We start from the raw sequence: 16,562 nt of genomic DNA, 5'->3' as shown, positions 1-16,562 counted from the left end.
GCCTGCGCCTCGCCGACGTGGCGGTATCACAGCGCCGCTCACCCCGCCACGTCGGCGTACCGGAGTGGGTCAGGGACCGCGCAGCCAGCCGGCGGTCAGCGCGGTCACCCCGAGCCCGTCGGTGTCGGCCAGCTTGACGGCGACGAACTGCCGGGCGGCGGGGGAGGTCTGCACCCGGGGCGCCGGCTCCGGGTCGGTCAGCGTGGCCACCACCACGGCGGCGGCGTCGGCCGCCGACTGCGCGGCCGCGAACGCGCCGGCGCTGCGCGCCAGATAGGCCCGCAGCGCCGGCCCGTACACCCCGGCGGCGGCGATCGCGGCCTCCGGGTCGACGCCGACGTTGGCGACGAACTCGCTGGCCACCGCGCCCGGCTCGAGCACGGTCACGCTGACCCCGAGCGTGGCGGCGACCGGGGCGAGGGACTCCATGAAGCCCTCGACGGCGAACTTCGCCGCGCAGTACGCCTCGTTGAACGGTTGTCCGACCACCCCGCCGACGCTGGTGACGGTGAGCAGCCGGCCCCGCGACGCCCGCAGGTGCGGCAGGGCGGCCCGGGTGACGTGCAGGACGCCGAAGAAGTTGACCTCCAAGACCGCCCGGACGTCCTCGACGGTCTCCTGTTCCAGAGTGCCGACATGGCCGGCGCCGGCGTTGTTGACCACCGCGTCGAGCCGGCCGTGGGCGGCCACCACGTCGGCAACGCAGGCGGCCACCGAGGCCTGGTCGACGACGTCGAGCCGGCGTACCTCGACCAGGTCGGCGACCCCGGCGGCGTCGGCGGCGGCACGCAGCGGGTCGGCGCGGGCAGGGTCGCGCATGGTGGCGACGGCCCGCCAGCCGGCGCGGGCCGCGCCCACGGCGATCTCCAGCCCGATGCCGCTGGACGTGCCGGTGATCAGCACGGTGGGTGCGCCCATACCGGTCCTCCTCGCCTGGCTCCTCCCGGCGAGGGTCTCACCGCACGGCGGCGCCGGTGCCGGATTCAGCCGGACCGGCGCCGGCGGTGCGAGCGGCTGGTCTCCACCGGGCGGCCGGGGTCGACGTGGCGGGGCCGGTCGGGCTCGTCGGGGCGCAGCGGCGCGAGGTCGTCGGTGATCGCGTCGATGATCCGGTCGGTGGCCCGCCGGGCCGCGCCGGGCGTGCCGGGGTGCAGGTCGCGCAGGGCCACCGGCGCGCCGAAGTGCACCCGGATCACCGGTCGGCGCGCGATCGCCCGGGCGAGGCCGCGCAGCATCCCCTTGGGCGTCCGGTACGGCAGCACCTCGTGCGAGCCCCACTGGGCGACCGGGACCACCGGGGCGGCGCTGGCGAAGGCGAGCCGGGCCGCGCCGGTCTTGCCCCGCTCGGGCCACATCCCGGGGTCCAGGCCGATCCGCCCCTCGGGATAGACCAGGACGACCGAGCCGCCCGCCACGGCCGCGGCGGCGACCTCCAGGGCCTGGTGCACGGAGATGGTGCCCCGGTCGACGCGGATGTGCCCGGCGCGGCGCATCAGCGGGCCGACCACGGGGGCGCGGAACAGCCCGCCGGTGGCCATGATCCGCGGGTGGATCCCGCGGACCCGGCAGGCGGCGGTGAGCACCACGGGGTCGAAGGGGCTGATGTGGTTGGCGGCCAGGATCAGCGGTCCGTGCCGCAGCGTGTCCGGCACGTCGCCGGTGACCTCGAGGCGGCCGAGCAGGCCGACGACGGCGCGGGCGAGCAGTTGCGCGGCGCGCCACAGCAGCGGCGCCCGCCAGGGGGTGGTCGGGGTCTCCATCAGTGCTGGATGGTCGCACGCCGGGGGGTTAGGCCGGGGTCCGGTCCCGGGCCGGGCGGCAGAGGTGATCAGGGTCATTGGTCCCGGGCCCGGTCGGGCCCTGCGGCCCTGCCGATTCTTCTACGACGACGAGTAGTATCTACTACGTCTCGTAGTATGCACAGCTGGGGGTTTCAGGTGGACGCGTTGGACGTCGCCCGCTGGCAGTTCGGTGTCACCACCGTCTACCACTTTCTCTTCGTGCCGTTGACCATCGGCCTGTCCATCCTGGTGGCCATCCTCCAGACCCTGTGGCACCGCACCGGCAACGAGCGCTACCTCAAGCTCACCAAGTTCTACGGCAAGCTCTTCCTGATCAACTTCGCGATGGGCGTGGTCACCGGCATCGTGCAGGAGTTCCAGTTCGGCATGAACTGGTCGGACTACTCGCGCTTCGTCGGCGACATCTTCGGCGCGCCCCTCGCGATCGAGGCACTCGTGGCGTTCTTCCTGGAGTCGACCTTCATCGGACTGTGGATCTTCGGCTGGGACCGGCTGCCCAAGCGGCTGCACCTCGCCGCCATCTGGGCCGCCGCGATCGGCACCAACCTGTCCGCGTACTTCATCCTCGCCGCGAACTCGTTCATGCAGCACCCGGTCGGCTACCGGATCAACCCCACCACCGGCCGCGCCGAGCTGACCGACTTCTTCGCCGTGCTCACCAACAAGGTCGCCCTGATCACCTTCCCGCACACCCTCTCCGGCGCGTTCCTGGTCGCCGGGTCGCTGATCGTCGCCGTCGGCCTCTGGCACGTCATCCGCAACCGCGACAGCGCCGACACCGACGCCTACCGCTTCGCCACGAAGTTCGGCTCCTGGGTGGTGCTGATCTCCTCGGCGCTGGTGCTGTTCACCGGCGACATCCAAGGCAAGATCATGACCGACGTGCAGCCGATGAAGATGGCCGCCGCCGAGGCCCTCTACACCACCGAGAGCCCCGCCTCGTTCTCCGTGCTCACCGTCGGCAGCCTCGACGGCAGCCGCGAGGTCTTCGCCATCAAGATCCCGTACCTGCTGTCGTTCCTCGGCACCGGCGACCCCAACGGCACCGTGCAGGGCATCAACGACCTGCAGACCCAGTACGCCGCCCAGTACGGCGCCGGCAGCTACACCCCGATCATCCCGGTCACCTACTGGAGCTTCCGCTTCATGATCGGCCTCGGGCTGGCCGCCGCCGCCATCGCCCTGATCGTGCTCTGGACCCACCGCAAGGGCCGCACGCCCACCAGCAAGTGGCTGCTGCGCGCCGGCCTGGTCATGCCGGCGCTGCCGCTGCTGGCCAACTCCTTCGGCTGGATCTTCACCGAGATGGGCCGCCAGCCCTGGATCGTCTTCGGCGAGATGCTCACCCGCAACGGCGTCTCCCGCACCGTCTCGCTGACCGAGGTGCTCACCTCGTTCACCGCATTCACCCTGATCTACGCCGCCCTCGCGGTGATCGAGTTCAAGCTGCTGGTCCGCTACGCCAAGGCCGGCGTCCCCGACGTCACCCCGACCCCCGCCGACGACGACACCGACGACGCCGAGCGCCCGCTCGCGTTCGCCTACTGATCCCCGGAGCCCATCGTGGAACTGACCACCATCTGGTTTCTCCTCGTCGCCGTGCTCTTCACCGGCTACTTCATCCTCGAAGGCTTCGACTTCGGCGTCGGCATGCTGCTGCCCGTACTCGGCCGCGACGACCGGGAACGCCGCGTCCTGATCAACACCATCGGCCCCGTCTGGGACGGCAACGAAGTCTGGCTGATCACCGCCGGCGGCGCCATGTTCGCCGCCTTCCCCGAGTGGTACGCCACCCTCTTCTCCGGCTTCTACCTGCCGCTGCTGCTGATCCTGCTCGCCCTGATCGCCCGCGGCGTCGCCTTCGAGTACCGGCACAAGCGCCCCGAGGCGTCCTGGAAGCGCCGCTGGGACCAGGCCATCTTCGTCGGCTCCCTGATCCCGGCGATCCTGTGGGGCGTCGCCTTCGCCAACATCTTCCGCGGCGTGCCACTGGACGCCGACCACGAGTACGTCGGCGGCCTGTTCGACCTGCTCAACCCGTACGCCCTGCTCGGCGGCCTGACCACCCTCGGGCTGTTCCTCACCCACGGCGCGGTGTTCCTCGCCCTGAAGACCACCGGCGACATCCGCGACCGCGCCGGCGCCCTCGCCGTCAAGGTCGGCGCCGCCACCGCCGTCGTCGCGGTGGCCTTCCTGACCTGGACGCTCACCATCCGCTCCAGCGCCGCCGCCGTCGTGCTCGCCGTCGCCGCGGCCCTCGCCCTGCTCGGCGGTCTCGCCGCCGCCAAGGTACGCCGGGAGGGCTGGGCGTTCACCGGCACCGCCGTGGCCATCGCCCTGGCCGTGGCGACCCTGTTCGCCGCGCTGTTCCCCAACGTCATGCCGTCCACCCTGGACGCCGCCGGCACCCTGACCGCCGGCAACGCCGCCTCCACCCCCTACACCCTGAAGATCATGACCTGGGTGGCCGTGGTGTTCACCCCGATCGTGCTGGCCTACCAGGGCTGGACCTACTGGGTGTTCCGCAAGCGGATCGGGGTACAGAACATCCCGCAACACTGACCAGCCTGCGGGCGCGGGGAAACGCGGGGCCGGTGCGAGGGGGTCGCACCGGCCCCGCGGGGCGTCTCACACCAGGTCGACGCGTTCCCACTCGACCGGGTAGCCGGCCCGGGCGAAGGTGGCCGCCATCGGCGCGTTGCCCTGGTCGGTGGCCGCCACGATCTCCCGCGCACCCACCTCGATCAGCCGGTGGGTGGCCTCGACCAGCAGGTCGTAGGCGTACCCGTGGCCCCGCTGCTGCGGCAGCACCCCGACGAACCCGACGATGTACGCAGTCGGGTTGCGGGCCGGCACGATGATCCCGGCGAGCTCCCCGCCCGGCGTCCAGGCCAGCTGCCACCAGTCACGCGGGCTCGGCAGCCACCGCAGCAGGTCCAGGTCCTCCCGCGCCGCGGCCTCCGGGCCGTGCGCGGCCGCCGCGTGCCGGAAGTGGGCGTCCAGGCTGCCCTCACCGATGCGGCGCAGCACGTCCAGGATCACCGCGTCGTCCGGCTCGGGCCGGAACTCCAGCCGGCACGGCCGCGCCGGCAGGCCGCACTCCGACGTCCACCGGTACCGGAACCGCTCCACCAGCACCCGCATACCGGCGGCCGTCGCCGCGTCGATCCGGGCCTGCCCCTGCGCGGCGACCAGCGGATCGTCCCGCCAGCCGTGGGGGAGCAGGATCGAGTACTCCGCGCGCAGCGGCGCCGCCCGCAGCAACGCCACACCGGCGTCCGGGTCGGTGAAGTCGAACCAGTCCAGCGCCAGCGGCGCCGGATCATCGGGGCCGGCCCACCAGGCGGCCCGGGCGACGACCACGCCGTCGCGCAGCGCCACCCAGGTCCACTCCGGGCGGTAACCACCCTCGGCGTACGTGTCGCCGAGCACGGCCCGCCCGACCAGGCCCGGGTCGGAAAGAGAGTCGAAAAGGTGTTCCTCGCCCGCGACGAGCGGGCGGATGACCAGGTCGGTCATGCAGGTCCTTCCAGGAAGCGGTGCGCTCCCCGGATCAGGAACCCGACGTCCTCGCGGCCGGGTGGGAGCGCAGGTCAGTCGTACGTGCCATGGCGCTCACCTCCCTTTCGGTCTCCTCGAGGACGCCGGGGAACCGTACCAGACCCCCGGCGTCCCGGCCGAGACGATTACCGGCCGGGCTCAGCGGGCCTCGCGCAGCTCCGCCAGCCGCGCCTCGATCTCCGCCAACTCGGCGCGCAGCTTCTCCGCCTGCTGCTCCGCCTCAGCCCGCTCCGCGGCCAGGATCTGCTCCACCGCCTCCTGCACCCCCGGCACGTCCACAAGCGCCACCATCCGCAACGCCTCCGCCGGCTTCACCACGTACGGCTTCGCCAGGGCCTTCGCGCCCTGCTGCGCCGCCACCGTCCACTCGCCCTCGGCGTACGCCAACGTGACGGTCAGCCCGGCCGGGCTCTTCGGCTTCGCCGCCTTCACCGCCCGCTTCGCCGGCTTCGCCTCCGCCTGCTGCTCCACCTTCGGCTCCTCCCGTCGCGGCGCCGGCACCCGCGGCGTGTCCAACACGAACTCCGGCTCCGACGCCGCCGGCTCCTGCTCGACCGGCGGCTCCGGCTTCGGCTCCGCCGGCTTGCGCCCGGCCCCCCGCGGGGCGATCGCCACGTCGGCGGGGGAGAAGGGCAACTCATCGCGGCCGAACCGCACCACCACGAACTCCTCGGACAGCTCCGGGTCGGTCAGCTCGATCACCTGCCCGAGCTGACCGGCCATCTGCCCGGCCGCCGCGGTGAACACCACCTTCGGCTTACGGCCCGCCGCCAACGCCTCCCGGATCCCCTGCACCTCGTCAGTGGACAAACCCTGGCCCGCCATCACGCCCTCTTCCGTACACACGTTTGATTAGCAGCGTTGATACCAGCTGGCTGCGACAAGCGGAAGATCAACCCCCCAGGGCGCGCAACGCCGCGTCGGCGTGCTCGTTCATGCTCAACTCGCTGTGCACCACCGCCAGCACCCGCCGGTCCGGGCCGATCACGAACGTCATCCGCCGCGTGCTCAACGCCCCCAACGGCAACCGCCGCCGCACCCCGAACGCCGCCGCCACCGCCCCGTCGACGTCCGACAGCAGCGGATAGTCGAAACCGTGCCGGCGGGAGAACTCCGCCTGCCGCGCCACCGGATCCCGACTGATCCCCACCCGCTGCGCGCCGACCGCCGCGAACTCCGCGGCCAGATCCCGGAAGTGGCAGCTCTCGGCCGTGCAACCCCGGGTCATCGCCGCCGGGTAGAAGAACAGCACCACCGGCCCCGCCGCCAGGAACTCCGACAACCGCCGCGGCGTGTCCGTCTCGTCCGGCAGCTCGAAGTCCTCGACCACGTCACCGACACCCACCGCCACCGCATACCTCCGCTCGTCGACACCGACGCGGTGAGCCTAGGCGATCAACCCCACATCGCCGCTACCTCACCGGCCACCGACGCCGCCTGCGCGAACCCCGCCCGCGCCGACCCCGCCCGCCGCGCCGGATCCAGCACGTTCCTCCCGATCGCCGCCCGCGCCGCCCGGTCCGGCGACACCACCGCCACCCGCGAACCCCCCGCCCGCAACGCCGCCACCTGCGCCGACAGCCGCGGCATCGGCCCGAACCCCGACGACACCGGGGCCAGCACCACCACCGCCTCCGCCCCCGCCGCCAGGTCCGCGTTCACCGCCGAACGCACCCCACCGTCGACGTACCGGCGGTCCCCGATCGTCACCGGCGGCCACACCCCGGGCACCGCGCAACTGGCCCCCACCGCGTCCACCAACGACACCCCGCCCGCCGCGTCGAACACCACGAACTCACCCGAGGTCGCGTCCACCGCCGTCACCAGCAGCCGCCGCGCCGGCCAGTCGGACGTCGGCAACCGCGCCCCGATCACCGCCCGCCGTGCCGCCTCCGACGGGGTACGCGCCGCCAGCGCCATCGCCCCGACCCGCACCCGCGCCCGCAGCGCGTCCCGCCCCCGGGCGCCCGCCCACGCCCAGCGCAGCAGCACACCCGCCCCCAACCGGGCCACCACCTCACCCCGCGGCGGCCGCAACTGCGCCGCGTACAACTCCACGACCGGGATCCCCGAGCACACCTGCGCCCCGACCACCGACCCCGCCGACGTCCCCACCACCAGGTCCGCACCCGTCAGGTCCACGCCCCGCTCCGCCAGGCCCGCCAGCAGCCCCAACTCCCAGGCCACCCCGGTCACCCCGCCACCCCCCAGCACCAACGCCCGCGTCATGGTGTGACCGTCCTCTCCACCCGCAGCCCGCCCCGGCCACGGTAACGTCACCGACACCACCAGGGCAGGGGAGCAGGCATTGACCTCCGTCACCATCATCACCGGCGGTAGCCGCGGCATCGGCGCCGCCACCGCCCGCCGGCTCGCCGCCGCCGGCCACGACGTCGCCATCGGCTACCGCAGCGACCACACCGCCGCGAAGGCCGTCCTCGCCGACATCCAGGCCGCCGGCCGCCGCGGCGTCGCCGTCCCCGCCGACACCACCGACCCCGACCAGGTCCAACGCCTCTTCGACGCCGCCGCCGACCTCGGCCCCCTCACCGGCCTGGTCAACAACGCCGGCATCACCAGCCCGATCGGCCCCTTCACCGACCTGCGCGTCGACGACCTGCGCCAGGTCGTCGACGTCAACCTCATCGGGTACGTCCTCTGCGCCCAGCAGGCCGCCCGCCGGATGACCCCCGGCGGGGCCGTCGTCAACGTCTCCTCCGCCGCCGCCACCCTCGGCAGCCCCGGCGAATACATCCACTACGCCGCCGTCAAGGCCGCCACCGACACCCTCACCGTCGGCCTGGCCAAGGAACTCGCCCCCCGCGGCATCCGGGTCAACGCCGTCGCCCCCGGCATCATCCGCACCGACATCCACGCCCTCTCCGGCGCCCCCGACCGCCCCGACACCGCCGCCGGCCGCATCCCGCTCGGCCGCGCCGGCGAACCCGACGAGATCGCCGGCGCCATCGCCTTCCTCCTCGGCCCCGACGCCTCCTACACCACCGGCGCCGTCCTGCGCATCGCCGGCGGCCTCTGAACGCCGGCGGCCCGGGGGGAGAGCCCCCGGGCCGCCGGCGCATACCGATCGTCAGTGGGTGAACAACTTCGCCGCCGTGATCACCGTCTGCACCACCCCGTAACCGAGCAGCACCGACACGATCAGCCACGACACCACCAGCCGGACCTGCTGCCCGTGACCCGCCTCGTTCACCGCGCGCTCCCTTCCGCCGCCACCGGCTCCGTACCCTCCGCCACGTCCCGACCCGACGCCGGCTCGTGGAACCGCTCCGGCACCGGCCGGATCAACAGGTTGGCGACGAACCCGACCGCCAACACCCCGACCATCGTGAACAACGCCGGCCGATACGCCGCCGCCGTCAACGTGCCCGGCTTGCCCTGCGCGTCCAGGAACGCGTTCACGATCAGCGGCCCGGCCACCCCCGCCGCCGACCACGCCGTCAACAACCGACCGTGGATCGCGCCCACCTCGAACGTGCCGAACAGATCCCGCAGATACGCCGGCACCGTCGCGAATCCACCGCCGTAGAACGACAGGATCACGCACGCCAACAGCACGAACAACGCCGTCGCCAGCTGCCCGAACAGCGCCAGCAACACGTACAGCACCATCCCGACACCCAGATACACCAGATAGATCGGCTTACGACCGATCACATCGGACGTCGACGACCACACGAACCGGCCCGCCATGTTGAACAACGACAGCAGCCCCACGAACCCGCCGGCCGCGGCCACCGACACCGCCGAGGTCCCGTTGTCCCGGAAGAAGTCCTGAATCATCGGACTCGCCTGCTCCAGGATCCCGATACCCGCCGTCACGTTGCAGAACAACACCACCCACAGCAGCCAGAACGACCGCGTCCTCACCGCGTTCGCCGCCGACACGTTCGCCGTGGTCACCAGCGGCTTCGCCGCCACCCGCGCCGGGTCGAACCCCGCCGGGCGCCAGTCCGCCGCCGGCACCCGCACGTTGAACACCCCGAACATCATGATCAGGAAATAGCCGACGCCCAACGTCACGAACAACCACACCAACGCCGACCCCGACGCCGTCGACCCCGCGTTCGCCGGGTCGTACCCCGCGTCGTAGAACGACAACAACTGCCGGGACAGGGGAGAGGCCACCATCGCCCCACCACCGAACCCCATGATCGCCAGACCCGTCGCCAGCCCCGGCCGGTCCGGGAACCACTTGATCAACGTCGAGACGGGAGAGATGTACCCAATCCCCAGACCGATCCCACCCAACACCCCGTACCCGAGGTACAGCAGCCACAACTGCTTCGTCGCGATGCCCAACGCCCCGACCAGGAAACCCGCCGCCCAGAAACACGCCGAGACGAACATCGCCTTACGCGGCCCGTTCGCCTCCACCCACGTGCCCGCCACCGCGGCCGACAACCCCAGCATCACGATCGCGATGCTGAAGATGATCCCGATCGCCGTCTGGCTGGCACCGAAGTGCGCGATCAAAGAGTTCTTGTACACGCTGGTCGCATAGACCTGCCCGATACAGAGATGGATCGCCAACGCCGCCGGCGGAATCAGCCAACGGCTGTACCCCGGAGGCGCGACGGTGTGCCGACGATCGAGTGCGGAAAGCATTCTTGCTTCCTCTCACGAAAAATGGCGGTAACTCCCCGCCACATGCCCACACCTCACGCATCGGGCAAACCCACCGCGCGCCGGACGGTCGAAACCCTGAGCCGAACGGTCACCCCCCACCGCCGCCCACACCGACGGTCACCCCACCACGACCCGCCGTCTCTCCGGCAGGATCACCCCATGCCCCTGCTCACCACCCCGGCCCTGACCCCCGGCCACCTGGCCCACCGGCCACAACCCCGACATCCCCGCCGGCGAACTGCTCCTGCGCCCCTGGCAACCCGACGACCTGCCCGCCGTCCGCACCGCCTACACCGACCCCGACATCCGCCGTTGGCACTGCCGCACCATGACCGACGACGAAGCCCAGGCCTGGCTCGCCGCCTGGCCACGCCGCTGGCAGGCCGAGACCGCCGCCGGCTGGGCCGTCACCGACACCACCGGCGTCCTCGGCCAGATCAGCGTCTCTGATCAGCTAAGCGATCCTGCGTCGGATTGGGTTTCCGGGATCGTTTCCCACCGTGGTGGGGTCGCGTGGGCGTGGAGGTGAAATCCGGCGCCCAGTGCGGCTCCTCGTGGCCGATGGCCGGTGGTGGGTGTGCTGATCGTGTTCACGCTCTGGTGCCGGTGGGCTGCGCGGGGCAGCCTCGTCCGGTCCGTTGGTGCGTGTCCCTCCGGACGCTTACCCGCCCGGCCGTGGTGGGGCCGGGTGGGGGAGGGTGCCCTGCGTCGCCTGGGCGCGGGGCGTGGTGGCTGGTGCCGGGTGGGGCCGGTTTTCGACCGGTCCGTGCGGCTGGGCTTGACGGTGGGGGTGACGACGGCGGCGGCTTCGAGGGTCTCCACCACCGTCGGGATCGCCATGGTGCCGTTGGTGCGGTCGGTGATGCTCTTGGTCTGGTGGGTGAGGCCGCGGGCGGCGATGCGCCGCCAGGCGCCGTGGTCGCGGTCGCCTTGCCAGCCGCAGCTGCCTGTGTTGGGGCAGATGGCCCATTTCCAGCCTGGGGTGGTGGGCTTGTCGGGTGCTTTGCGATGGTGCAGCGGGGTCAGGCATTGCGGGCAGTGTTTGGAGGTGTTGCGGGCGGGGACGGTGACCACGGCGACACCGGTCTCGGCGGCGAGGTGCCGGATGCGGTCGACGATCTGTCCGCGGACCTGCTGGGACAGGCGCGTGTTGAGGGTGGCGCCCATGCCGTTGGCTTCCAAAGATCGCAGGTCTTCCACGTAGATGACGGTCGCGGCGGCGGCGATCGCCTGGTCCACCGTCCAGCGGGCGGCAGCCCACGCGAGCGCGGCGTTCAGGTTCTGGCGGCGCTCGGACACGCGGCGGATCTCGCCGCGCAGCACGGCAAGCTTGCCGAGCAGGTGATGCTGCGGGTCGATGCCGATGAGCCGCTGATACTGGTCGGCCTTGCCCTGCAGCCGCTCACCGTGACGGCGCAGGCGATGCTGCTTGGCAAGGACACCCGCGGCCCGGAACTGGCCGCCAGCGCCCAATGCGGTGATCCGGCCATCCTCTCGCAGTCGCAGGGCCCCCGTGCTGAGCAGCGTGTTCAGACCCCAGTCCACACCAAGCGCCACGAAATGACCGGCACGCCGGGCTGTCGGCACGACATGCGTGTACGCGACGTCGGCCCGCACCTGCCGGCCGGCCAGGCGCAGGGTGGGTAAGTGCAGCAGCGCGTCTGCGGGGACGGTGGGCGGCAGGTTGATCAGGCAGGCCACCCACGTCCAGTCCCGGTACGTGCGCGGATCCGGACGGCTGGGCAACTGCAGGCGCAGCAGCGCCCTGCCCGGGTCGCTGTCGCTGCGTTCAATCGTGGCCTGCTGCCGGTCACACGCGGCCAGCAGCAGCATCCGCGAGACTCTCGGGCTGTTCTCGAGTTCGAACACATCCACCGGCAGACGCCCATTGGCGTTGAGGAACGTGAAGACCTGCCGAGTTCGGGCCTTGATGACACCCGACGGGAGCGACTGGCCGCCAGGGATCGCCGCGCGTACCTGCTCCCACTCGATCGGGGTGCGCCGACGCGGATCGGTCGGCCATGCTGCCACAACGCCGGCGGTCAGATCGGCACGCCACTTCACCGACCGTAGGACACGGCCCGCCTGCTCCTGGGCCATCCGAACGATCCGGTCATTAACCCTCACACCCGCAGGCGCTGCAGCCGTCCAGCCCAGCCGCCGCAACGCCATCCACGCGTTCGACGGCAACCTCCGCCCACCCGCGTCCTGCCCGCGGGCGAGCACATCCACATCTGCCCGGTTCCAATGCTCACCGATCAGAGCGCCCACCATGCCCGCCACCAGATCAGCACACCAGCCGACACGTTCGGCAAGCACCGCCCTCGACAGGAACTGACCGACCTCCTCATCCACCCCAGTCCCCAGCACGGCGGGGGCGCACGCGGTTCGCGAAGCCTCGCCCTCAGACAGGGAAAGCTTCCGACTCACCGCTCACCAACCTGAACCGAGATCTTCAAGATGTCCTTTCACCCGCCCAGCCGCGATGCAGTACGTCGAGGAGACACCAGGCACCGCCAGCACATGCTTCAGCCCGCCCGCACCCAACCGCGCCAGCCGACCATGTCACCAGCACCACCATGACACTCCCGCCAGCAACAGCCGGTCGATCCCGCGCCCGTCCTTCCGCAAACCAGAGGCCCGACCAGCCTATGTCCACTGAGGATTCCCAATCAATCTGGTGAGCCTCCGCCATATCGGCCTGACCGAGGCGCAGGGCGGGGTGTCGTACTGGTTGCTGGTTGCTGCCCGCGGCCGCCACATCGCCGCCCGCGCCCTGACCGCCCTGACCACCTGGAGCTTCCACCGGGCCGCCCTGCACCGGATCTGGCTGCGCCACTCCACCGCCAACCCGGCCTCCTGCCGCGTCGCGCAACGCGCCGGCCTCCCCGCCGAGGGCACCAACCGCGGCGCCGCCCGCCACGCCGACGGCTGGCACGACATGCACCTGCACGCCCGCCTACGCACCGACACCTGACCGCCGGCCACCAGGCAATTCGAGGAATGCGACGATGAGCGCGTGAAGATCCTGTCCATCCAGTCCTCGGTCGCCTACGGCTACGTCGGCAACTCCGCCGCCGCCTTCCCGCTGCAACGCCTCGGGCACGAGATCTGGCCGGTCCTGACCGTCCACTTCTCCAACCACACCGGGTACGGCGCCTGGCGCGGACCGCTGCTCGCACCGGGCGACGTGGCCGACGTGATCACCGGCATCGAGGACCGCGGCGTCCTCGGCGACGCCGACGCGATCCTCTCCGGCTACCAGGGCGACCCGGCGATGGGCGCGGTCATCCTCGACGCCGTCGACCGGGTCAAAGCGCTCAACCCTGACGCCGTCTACTGCTGCGACCCGGTGATGGGCGACGTCGGCCGCGGCATGTTCGTCCGCCCCGGCATCCCCGAATACCTGCGCGACACCGTGGTGCCACGCGCGGATATCGTCACCCCGAACCAGTTCGAACTGGAGTTCCTGGCCGGCCGCACGACGAACACGCTCGACGACCTGCTCGCCGCGGTCGACGTCGTACGGGCGACGGGCCCACGGCAGGTGCTGGTCACCAGCGTCCTGCACGGCGACGTCCCGCAGGGCTCGCTCGAGGTCGTGGCCGTGTCCGACGAGGGCGCCTGGGCGGTCACCACGCCGCTGCTGCCGATCAGCCCGAACGGCGGCGGCGACGTCACCGCCGCGCTGTACCTGGCCCACCTGCGGACCACCGGCTCGCCCGCGACGGCGCTGGAGCGGACCACCAACGCCATCTTCGCCATCTACGAGACCACGCTCACGGCCGGCACCCGGGAACTGCAACTGGTCGCCGCCCAGGACGCGATCGCCCACCCGCCGACCCGGTTCGTCGCCCGCCAGCTGCGGTGACGGGCTCGGCGCGGTGAGGTGATCATGTGCCGCCGGCGGCGGGGGGAGCGGTGGCCAGCACCGCGACCCGGCGAGCTCATCACGGAGCACCAGGGCGCGGTCACCGCCCTCTCGCAGATCCGGCGGGCAGCGCTCGACGACATGGACCGGGCGGGGCTCACCGGCGTGGAGATCGCCGAGCGGACCGGAGTGACCCGGCAGCGGGTCGGGCAGCTGCTCGGTCACGACAAAATCATTGAGCGCGGAAGGGCGCGGGGGAGAGGCCGCCTGACCCAGCCGAACCGGCCGCGCCGCCGGGCGTGATCGTCTTCGAGGTGACCACCGCCCGCAGGGCTGGCGCGCAGCTGGGCTATCACGGCGGCCGCCGGCTGGACGAGATCCGCGCATCGGTGCGGATTCTGCAGGGGCGCGGGCTACTCTGGCGGTAACGGCTCCCACCCGTCGGCCGCCCTGAGCACCCCGGTGGCCGCCCGGTCGTCCTGCTCTTCGCGGTGCCTGCGAATCAGCGCCTTCGGCAGGTGAACCTCCGCCTTGACGTCTGCACCTTGCCCGTCGACCGAGAACTGCACGGCGGCTGTGACCTGACGACGGCGGGCGCGGGCGCGGAACAGGACCTCCAAGCCCTCGGACGTACGCGAGCAGAGGCCGTCGACGTCAGTGCCAGCCAGGTCGTCAATGCCGAGCTCCGCGCACCGCGCGTTCACGACTGTCCGCGCGAGAAACACGATGTCGGAGTCGGGTGCCGTGGGACCGGCCGGCACCTCGCGGCGCCGCAGACCGATCGCCGCCTTGAGCGCGTCGTACGCCACGTTTCCCAGCACGCCGGCGGCCATGGCGGACCCGATGTAGACAACGGTCGTCTGTGCCCACCCGTAGAACTCGTGGAAGCCGCCGCCCGCACCGATGTCGCCGCGGCCGCCCATGATTGGGGTCCCGGAGCCGTCGCCGGGCGGGCGCGCGTCCTTCATGCCCGCAGAGTAGTCGCGCGGCCACGGAGGCGGCGAGTCCGACTCGTGAGGGTGGCGGACCCGCCGGCTGGCTGACGGGCGTGTCGGGCGGGGGTACGTCGCTCATTGCGGAGACACGGACCAATCGCGCCCACCGAACGAGCAGCGCCCGACGAGCCTACGGCGGCGACTGGAACCGGTTCAGCTCTGGTACATCGAGAACCAGCGGTCGCATCTCCCAGCCACCGCGGCGACACTGGCCAAGCAGATCTCGTATCTCGCAGATGAGGGCAAGGCCGCCTCCACGATCGAGCGTGCCATGGCGGCCATCGCCGTCGCCCACGTCAGTGCCGATCTCAAAGCGCCCAACACCCGACCGGCACGCGCGGTGTTGCCCCGCCACCGTGCCGAACTCGCCGAGGGCGCTGTCCGTTCTCATTCAACTTGAGCCACGGGACGACGTCTGACCTGCGATGGCTCAAGATAGTGAGAGTCAATGCGCACCGGCAGTTCTCACTATCTTGAGCCAAGTTGGGTTTTGGTGTGGTGCTTGAGATTGATGGCTTCCATCATCAGGTGGGAGGCGTTCACGAACAGTTACTCTGCGTGGTGATGGCGATCGGGCCCAGGATGGTGGGCCTGCCCCCATAGCAGCTCGGCCAGCTACAGCGCAGAGACGCAGGAGCACACCGAACCCATGGGCCGCGATGGCGGCGGAGCGTCTACATGAGTGCGGGGTCTGCCGGGTCGGCCGCGGGTTCGGGCGGCTGGAGGTCACCCGCTGCGCTCAGGCAGCGCTGACGGTGGAGCTTCTCGCCGTAGGGTCGTCAGATGGCGTGGGGCGTCGCTGGCGGTAGATCCACGAGTGCAGTCGTCCGTTGCCGCGCGCTATACCCAAGAGATGGCTCAAGTTGTTGAGAATGGCTCAGGATGAATGAGAAGGAACATCATCGCCGGGCCCTCCAGACCGCTTCCGCGCCCGACCACCTCGGACGGTCGTGATTCGATAATCTACATTATGTCAAGTAGTGCGGTTCCGGCCCTCCTCCGGGCAGCTCCAGCGGGGCGGTGATCCGCAGGGCGCGGTCGATCGCCGCGACGAGAGCGGCCCCGCATGCGCCGAGGCCGGCGGCGCACGCCCAGGCGTCGAGCCGGGCGAGGAATCCGGCGAGGTCGGCCTGCGCGAGCGCCAGCGGTTCCGCCAGTCCGACCTTGCTGAGGTCGACGTACGGGCCGGCCTGGTTCGGACCGCCGTCCTGCCACACCCGTAGCCCTTCACCCCGCATCTCCACCTCAGGCCCCGGGTCGTGGCCCAGCCAGGGCGCGTCGCCGTCGAGGGCCGCCGTCCACTCCCGCCAGTCCTCCAGTCCGGCGCAGCAGCCCGGCGAGACGGGACGCCCCGGAGGCCGTATCGTCCAGCCGCAGGCCACCGGCGACCAGCAGCTGCTCTTCGCCCAGCAGGGCGTCGACCACCTCGTCCCGGCCGCCGGGCGGCGCGAGCTCGAGGTGGGCCGCGAGGCTCGCGAGGAACGTCTCAACCTCCTCCGGCGTGCAGCCGGCGTGCAGCGCGAGCCATGGTCCGGGTGACATGCGGGACGGTCACGTACGGGCCGGGTCGGGTGTGGGCACCTCGACGGCCGGGCGCAGGGTGATCATGCCGCTCATTCCATCGGGTGTTCCGCTCCCCTGCGCCCCGGCATGGCCAGAACGCGAAAATCATGCATAATATCCCTT

Annotated in this window: 19 protein-coding genes; 7 read left to right on the top strand and 12 right to left on the bottom strand. The window is 71.6% G+C overall.

What is annotated here, in order from left to right:
* Nucleotides 1–69: 69 nt before the first annotated feature.
* Complete coding sequence (locus tag ACZ6S5_RS17810; RefSeq protein WP_466001626.1) at nucleotides 70–918, bottom strand: SDR family NAD(P)-dependent oxidoreductase; 849 nt, start codon at nucleotides 916–918, stop codon at nucleotides 70–72.
* Between the two features lie 65 nt (nucleotides 919–983).
* Entirely contained in the window at nucleotides 984–1,760 is a 777-nt protein-coding gene (locus ACZ6S5_RS17805; RefSeq protein WP_466001624.1) for a lysophospholipid acyltransferase family protein, read from the bottom strand.
* Between the two features lie 177 nt (nucleotides 1,761–1,937).
* Here ACZ6S5_RS17805 and ACZ6S5_RS17800 point away from each other — a divergent pair, with 177 nt between their 5' ends.
* Both ACZ6S5_RS17800 and cydB read left to right on the top strand, forming a co-directional pair.
* Nucleotides 1,938–3,350 carry a cytochrome ubiquinol oxidase subunit I gene (locus ACZ6S5_RS17800; protein WP_466001622.1) on the top strand — a complete coding sequence of 471 codons (1,413 nt, stop codon included), beginning with the start codon at nucleotides 1,938–1,940 and terminating at the stop codon, nucleotides 3,348–3,350.
* A gap of 15 nt (nucleotides 3,351–3,365) precedes the next feature.
* The gene (cydB, locus tag ACZ6S5_RS17795; RefSeq protein ID WP_466001620.1) at nucleotides 3,366–4,364 is read left to right on the top strand and encodes a cytochrome d ubiquinol oxidase subunit II; all 999 of its coding nucleotides are present in this window, start codon (nucleotides 3,366–3,368) and stop codon (nucleotides 4,362–4,364) included.
* A gap of 66 nt (nucleotides 4,365–4,430) precedes the next feature.
* Here the strand turns inward: cydB and ACZ6S5_RS17790 are convergent, their stop codons facing one another.
* From ACZ6S5_RS17790 to ACZ6S5_RS17775, 4 genes are all read right to left on the bottom strand, one after another.
* Nucleotides 4,431–5,321: a GNAT family N-acetyltransferase gene (locus ACZ6S5_RS17790; RefSeq protein ID WP_466001618.1), complete on the bottom strand. Its 891-nt coding sequence runs from the start codon at nucleotides 5,319–5,321 to the stop codon at nucleotides 4,431–4,433.
* 180 nt (nucleotides 5,322–5,501) lie between these two features.
* A complete protein-coding gene (locus tag ACZ6S5_RS17785) occupies nucleotides 5,502–6,188 on the bottom strand; it encodes a hypothetical protein (RefSeq protein WP_466001616.1) in 687 nt (228 codons plus the stop codon).
* Between the two features lie 67 nt (nucleotides 6,189–6,255).
* Nucleotides 6,256–6,714, bottom strand: a complete 459-nt coding sequence (locus ACZ6S5_RS17780; protein ID WP_466001614.1) for a peroxiredoxin — start codon at nucleotides 6,712–6,714, stop codon at nucleotides 6,256–6,258.
* Nucleotides 6,715–6,758: 44 nt separating this feature from the next.
* On the bottom strand, nucleotides 6,759–7,592 hold the full coding sequence (locus tag ACZ6S5_RS17775; RefSeq protein ID WP_466001612.1) for a patatin-like phospholipase family protein: 834 nt from the start codon (nucleotides 7,590–7,592) through the stop codon (nucleotides 6,759–6,761).
* 79 nt (nucleotides 7,593–7,671) lie between these two features.
* On the opposite strand from ACZ6S5_RS17775, the gene ACZ6S5_RS17770 reads away from it, so the two are divergent.
* Complete coding sequence (locus tag ACZ6S5_RS17770) at nucleotides 7,672–8,400, top strand: SDR family NAD(P)-dependent oxidoreductase (RefSeq protein WP_466001610.1); 729 nt, start codon at nucleotides 7,672–7,674, stop codon at nucleotides 8,398–8,400.
* A gap of 51 nt (nucleotides 8,401–8,451) precedes the next feature.
* Here the strand turns inward: ACZ6S5_RS17770 and ACZ6S5_RS17765 are convergent, their stop codons facing one another.
* Nucleotides 8,452–8,574: an MFS transporter small subunit gene (locus ACZ6S5_RS17765; protein ID WP_466001608.1), complete on the bottom strand. Its 123-nt coding sequence runs from the start codon at nucleotides 8,572–8,574 to the stop codon at nucleotides 8,452–8,454.
* On the bottom strand, nucleotides 8,571–9,989 hold the full coding sequence (locus tag ACZ6S5_RS17760) for an OFA family MFS transporter (RefSeq protein ID WP_466001606.1): 1,419 nt from the start codon (nucleotides 9,987–9,989) through the stop codon (nucleotides 8,571–8,573). The genes ACZ6S5_RS17765 and ACZ6S5_RS17760 overlap by 4 nt, the downstream gene beginning before the upstream one ends.
* 244 nt (nucleotides 9,990–10,233) lie before the next feature.
* On the opposite strand from ACZ6S5_RS17760, the gene ACZ6S5_RS17755 reads away from it, so the two are divergent.
* The gene (locus ACZ6S5_RS17755; protein WP_466001749.1) at nucleotides 10,234–10,539 is read left to right on the top strand and encodes a GNAT family N-acetyltransferase; all 306 of its coding nucleotides are present in this window, start codon (nucleotides 10,234–10,236) and stop codon (nucleotides 10,537–10,539) included.
* Here the strand turns inward: ACZ6S5_RS17755 and ACZ6S5_RS17750 are convergent.
* Complete coding sequence (locus ACZ6S5_RS17750; RefSeq protein ID WP_466001604.1) at nucleotides 10,461–12,365, bottom strand: zinc ribbon domain-containing protein; 1,905 nt, start codon at nucleotides 12,363–12,365, stop codon at nucleotides 10,461–10,463. The two genes, ACZ6S5_RS17755 and ACZ6S5_RS17750, sit on opposite strands and share 79 nt — an antisense overlap.
* A 325-nt stretch (nucleotides 12,366–12,690) precedes the next feature.
* On the opposite strand from ACZ6S5_RS17750, the gene ACZ6S5_RS17745 reads away from it, so the two are divergent.
* From ACZ6S5_RS17745 to ACZ6S5_RS17735, 3 genes are read left to right on the top strand one after another with little or no spacing between them, the layout of a single operon-like run.
* Complete coding sequence (locus ACZ6S5_RS17745; protein ID WP_466001602.1) at nucleotides 12,691–12,987, top strand: GNAT family N-acetyltransferase; 297 nt, start codon at nucleotides 12,691–12,693, stop codon at nucleotides 12,985–12,987.
* 42 nt (nucleotides 12,988–13,029) lie between these two features.
* Nucleotides 13,030–13,881 (top strand): pyridoxal kinase PdxY, encoded by an 852-nt coding sequence (pdxY, locus tag ACZ6S5_RS17740; protein WP_466001600.1) that lies wholly within the window; start codon nucleotides 13,030–13,032, stop codon nucleotides 13,879–13,881.
* Nucleotides 13,882–13,905: 24 nt separating this feature from the next.
* On the top strand, nucleotides 13,906–14,184 hold the full coding sequence (locus ACZ6S5_RS17735; protein WP_466001598.1) for a hypothetical protein: 279 nt from the start codon (nucleotides 13,906–13,908) through the stop codon (nucleotides 14,182–14,184).
* A gap of 110 nt (nucleotides 14,185–14,294) precedes the next feature.
* On the opposite strand, the gene ACZ6S5_RS17730 is transcribed toward ACZ6S5_RS17735, so the two are convergent.
* From ACZ6S5_RS17730 to ACZ6S5_RS17720, 3 genes are all read right to left on the bottom strand, one after another.
* Nucleotides 14,295–14,849 (bottom strand): hypothetical protein, encoded by a 555-nt coding sequence (locus ACZ6S5_RS17730; protein WP_466001596.1) that lies wholly within the window; start codon nucleotides 14,847–14,849, stop codon nucleotides 14,295–14,297.
* Between the two features lie 995 nt (nucleotides 14,850–15,844).
* Nucleotides 15,845–16,114: a hypothetical protein gene (locus ACZ6S5_RS17725; protein ID WP_466001594.1), complete on the bottom strand. Its 270-nt coding sequence runs from the start codon at nucleotides 16,112–16,114 to the stop codon at nucleotides 15,845–15,847.
* Nucleotides 16,115–16,121: 7 nt separating this feature from the next.
* The gene (locus ACZ6S5_RS17720; RefSeq protein ID WP_466001592.1) at nucleotides 16,122–16,418 is read right to left on the bottom strand and encodes a hypothetical protein; all 297 of its coding nucleotides are present in this window, start codon (nucleotides 16,416–16,418) and stop codon (nucleotides 16,122–16,124) included.
* Nucleotides 16,419–16,562 lie beyond the last annotated feature (144 nt).

The sequence above is a fragment of the Micromonospora sp. NPDC051924 genome (assembly GCF_055586005.1).
This window is presented reverse-complemented; position numbering and strand designations above follow the sequence as displayed.